Source organism: Nocardia carnea, from assembly GCF_029868855.1.
GTDB lineage: Bacteria > Actinomycetota > Actinomycetes > Mycobacteriales > Mycobacteriaceae > Nocardia > Nocardia carnea_A.
The window spans coordinates 1-4,059 of record NZ_JARWOV010000289.1; the positions used below are offsets into that span (position 1 = coordinate 1).

5 protein-coding genes and 1 pseudogene are annotated in these 4,059 nt (G+C 67.5%); 3 read left to right on the plus strand and 3 right to left on the minus strand.

Annotated elements, in window-relative coordinates; translation table 11 throughout:
• Window positions 1-98 (plus strand): annotated as a pseudogene (locus QH195_RS35110) (NADP-dependent oxidoreductase); the annotation flags it as partial.
• Window positions 99-222: 124 nt separating this feature from the next.
• Here the strand turns inward: QH195_RS35110 and QH195_RS30020 are convergent.
• The 3 genes from QH195_RS30020 to QH195_RS30030 all read right to left on the minus strand — a co-directional run bounded on the left by QH195_RS30020 (window position 223) and on the right by QH195_RS30030 (window position 2,682).
• A complete protein-coding gene (locus tag QH195_RS30020; protein ID WP_280423189.1) occupies window positions 223-972 on the minus strand; it encodes a YebC/PmpR family DNA-binding transcriptional regulator in 750 nt (249 codons plus the stop codon).
• 102 nt (window positions 973-1,074) lie between these two features.
• Window positions 1,075-1,662, minus strand: a complete 588-nt coding sequence (gene pdxT / locus QH195_RS30025; RefSeq protein WP_280423196.1) for a pyridoxal 5'-phosphate synthase glutaminase subunit PdxT — start codon at window positions 1,660-1,662, stop codon at window positions 1,075-1,077.
• Between the two features lie 201 nt (window positions 1,663-1,863).
• A complete protein-coding gene (locus tag QH195_RS30030; protein WP_280423188.1) occupies window positions 1,864-2,682 on the minus strand; it encodes an acyl-CoA thioesterase in 819 nt (272 codons plus the stop codon).
• A gap of 95 nt (window positions 2,683-2,777) precedes the next feature.
• On the opposite strand from QH195_RS30030, the gene QH195_RS30035 reads away from it, so the two are divergent.
• Window positions 2,778-3,389 carry a hypothetical protein gene (locus QH195_RS30035; RefSeq protein ID WP_280437857.1) on the plus strand — a complete coding sequence of 204 codons (612 nt, stop codon included), beginning with the start codon at window positions 2,778-2,780 and terminating at the stop codon, window positions 3,387-3,389.
• 179 nt (window positions 3,390-3,568) lie between these two features.
• Window positions 3,569-3,991, plus strand: a complete 423-nt coding sequence (locus tag QH195_RS30040; protein WP_280437858.1) for a carboxymuconolactone decarboxylase family protein — start codon at window positions 3,569-3,571, stop codon at window positions 3,989-3,991.
• Window positions 3,992-4,059: the final 68 nt, after the last annotated feature.

Genomic DNA, 4,059 nt, shown 5'->3' on the forward strand with positions numbered 1-4,059 from the left:
TGCAACTCGTCGATGCCGACGAGCCTCATGCGGGCCCCGGCCGGATACGCATCGCCGTGCGGGCGGCGGGGGTGAATCCCGTCGACTGGCGGATCCGGGCCTAACCAAACCCCCGGCCGCGCGCCGGGCGCGGACCGCCGCGTCGGCACCGCACACTCGGTGCCGACGTCACGCCGAAGGCAGCACACAGGCCAGGAGGCGAAGGAGGTCGCCCTGGATCGATCAGTCCAGTTCGGCAAGGACCTCGTCGGAGATGTCGACATTGGTGTACACGTTCTGGACGTCGTCGCTGTCCTCGAGCGCATCGACCAGTTTGAACACCTTGCGGGCGCCGTCCACGTCCACCGCGACGCTCACCGAAGGCTGGAACCCGGATTCGGCGGAGTCGTAATCGATACCGGCCGACTGCAGGGCCGAACGCACCGCGACCAGATCGCCCGGCTCGCTGATGATCTCGAACGATTCACCGAGATCGTTGACCTCTTCGGCACCGGCGTCGAGTACCGCCATCAGCACATCGTCCTCGGAGAGACCGTTCTTCTCCAGTGTGACGATCCCCTTGCGGTGGAACAGGTAGGCCACCGATCCCGGATCGGCCATATTGCCGCCGTTGCGGGTCATCGCGACCCGGACCTCGCCGGCCGCCCGGTTGCGGTTGTCGGTGAGACATTCGATCAGGACGGCGACACCGTTGGGGCCGTAGCCCTCGTACATGATGGTCTGCCAGTCGGCGCCGCCGGCTTCCTCACCGGCGCCGCGTTTACGTGCCCGCTCGATATTGTCGTTGGGAACCGAGGATTTCTTCGCCTTCTGGATGGCATCGAACAGAGTCGGGTTGCCTTCCGGATCGCCGCCACCGGTGCGGGCCGCCACCTCGATGTTCTTGATCAGCTTGGCGAACAGCTTGCCGCGCTTCGCATCGATCGCCGCCTTTTTGTGCTTGGTGGTGGCCCATTTGGAGTGGCCGCTCATTCCCTACTTCCTTCAGGTCGATGGCTGGTCTGCTGGTTCACGCTACCGGCTGGCCGGGCGGACAATTCCGTCACCCTACTCGCACAGCGGCCGGTGAGCAGTTCAGCGGTCGCGAACCAGATCGACGAACAGCCGGTGCACACGATGGTCGCCGGTGACCTCGGGATGGAACGAGGTGGCCAGCACACAGCCCTGGCGTACCGCCACGATCCGGCCGGCGGCGGGCCCGCTGGGCACCCTGGCCAGCACCTCGACCCCGGCACCGGCCCGCTCCACCCACGGCGCCCGGATGAACACCGCCCGCATCGGGCCGCCGTCCACTCCGGCGAACTCGAGATCGGTTTCGAACGAATCCACCTGCCGACCGAAAGCGTTGCGGCGCACGGTCATATCGATACCGGACAGATGTTCGGCGTCGGGGCGGGTGTCGAGCACCTCGTCGGCCAGCAGGATCATGCCGGCGCACGACCCGAATGCGGGCATACCGTCACGCAACCGTTCCCGCAGTGGTTCGAGCAGTTCGAACACCTGCAGCAGTTTGCTGATCGTGGTCGATTCCCCGCCGGGCAGTACCAGCGCGTCGACCGCGGCGAGCTCGGCCGGGCGGCGTACCAGTACCGGATCGGCACCGCACAGGTCCAGCACCGCGACATGCTCGCGGACATCGCCCTGCAGGGCCAGCACGCCGATGGTGGGCCGGTCGGCGGGCCGCGCGAGATCGACTTCCGGCCGGGTGTCCCGGGAAACCGCAGACTCGTTCACTCGTGCGAGCTTACGAGGCCGTCCGATGTGCGCGAGGTCACGCCGGACCAGGAGAGCCCCCTGAGAGAGCCGTACCCACCGCCGCCTTGTGCGGTGGATACCGGTGCAGCGGGAGCGTTCGGAGGCATATCACTGCCGCAGGGTGCGGATCAGCCCCTCTTGTACGACGGCGGCGACCAGCCGGCCACCGCGATCGAAGATCTTCCCGCCGGTCAGCGCCCGGCCGAAACCGGCCGACGGCGAGGACTGGTCGTACAGCAGCCAATCGTCGGTCCGGAACGGACGCAGGAACCACATGGCGTGATCCAGCGAGGCGTTCTGTGTGGGCTCGTCGGGATGGGTGACCTTCGAGGAACCCAGCAGGGTCATATCGCTCATATAGGCGAGCGTGCACACGTGGAACAGCGGATCGTCGGGCAGTGGATGCCGGTACCGGAACCACACCTGCTGCGGCGACACCACACCGGGACGCTGGGTCACCTGCTCCTGCGGGACCGGGCGGATATCCCAGTGCTCCCATTCCCGCATCGCCCACAGGCGTTCGGGGTCCATGGAGGTCTTGGCGTCGGGCAGGTCGTCGGGCGGCGCCACCTCGGCCATCTCGTCCTGGTGCGACGGCCCCTCGTCACCTACGTGGAACGACGCGGACATGGTGAATATCGCGTCCCCGTCCTGCACACCGGTGACCCGGCGGGTGCAGAAGGAACGGCCGTCCCGGATACGGTCCACCATGTACACCGTCGGCGCTTCCGGGTTTCCGGGGCGCAGGAAATAGCCGTGCAGCGAATGCACCTGAAATCGCGGCTCCACCGTGCGCACCGCCGAGACCAGCGCCTGACCCGCCACCTGCCCGCCGAAGGTGCGGGGGAGCTGGGTCTTGGGGTACGCGCCGCGGAAGATATCGCGCTCGAGGCGTTCGAGCTCCAATGCCTCTTCGATAGTCGCCATTGGCCGAGATTAGCCCGAGGAGTCCCATATCCCATGATCCGCGGGCGGGTAATCCCCGTCACCGCCCGCACTACCGGACCTGTTGTGATGAACCGATGCCGCGTTTCACCCCGATCACCCAGGACGCGCTCGCCGAGACGGTCGTCCAGCGATTACACGATTCCGGCGGGCAACTGGTCGCGGTCGACGGCGCCGATGCCGCGCACCCCCTGGCGTTCGCCCGGCTGGTTGCCGACCGTCTCCGTGGCGACGGCCGGCCCGCCGAGCTGGTCTCGCTACACGACTACGTCCGGCCGGCCTCGCTGCGCATGGAATTCGGCCGCGACGAAACCGCCTACCGAACCGGCTGGTTCGACTATCCGGCGCTGCTCCGGGAGGTCCTCGAGCCACTGCGCACGGACGGACAGTGGCTACCGGCGCTCTGGGACGAAGCGGCCGACCGCTCCGCTCGCGCTGTCCGCCGCCGCGCGAGCCCCGGTACCGTTCTGTTGGTCGCGGGCCCGATGCTGCTGGGCCGCGGCCTCCCCTTCGACCTCACCCTCCGGCTCGACCTCAGCCCGGCCGCGCTCACCCGACGCACCGCGACCTCGGACACCTGGACTGTTCCTGCCCTCCTTGCCCACGACCGCGAGCACACCGAGATTCCGGACTATTTCGTCCGCTGGGATCACCCGGACCGTCCCGCCCTGCGCGTCGATTCCGGCTGAGTGTCGATGCTCGTCGCCGCCCACGCCGGGATCGGCTCGGGCACGGTCGCTCTTCGGGAAGACGCTTGCCTGAACATCCGGCCCTCCGATTGATCGTAGGACCCCGAATCGGTACGGTAAAACCGTACCCCCCTACGGTATTGACGGGCCGAATCGCGACAGCCCAGCAAGGCCGCGCAGTGCGCGACCAGCAGCTCAGCGAGTCATCGGCCACTACCGCCCGGCACGCCGGGGCACCGGCGCCGGACCGCAACGCGCGCTACGAAAGGACAGTTATGCATTCCCATGAGGAAGCCGAGTTCATGGTCGACATCAAAGAGGCCGCGCCCGAAATGGTGTCGGCGTTCTTCGGCTTCGACAAGGCCGTGTTCGACAAGAACACAGGGAACCTCGATCTGGCTACGCGTGAGCTGATCGCGGTCGGGGTCGCGGTGACCACTCAGTGCCCGTTCTGCATCGAGGACCACGCCGAACGCGCGGTCAAGGCCGGTGCGTCCAAGGCCGATATCGCCGAAGCGGTCATGGTCGCCGCCGCCCTGCGCGCCGGTGGCGGCGTCACGCACGGATGGAAGGCGATGAAGAGCATCGCCGAGAACGAGTAGGCCCACGCACAAGGCCCGCACCGGAGCTATTGCCCTTCGGGTACGGGTACTTTCCATCGGAGCCGGGG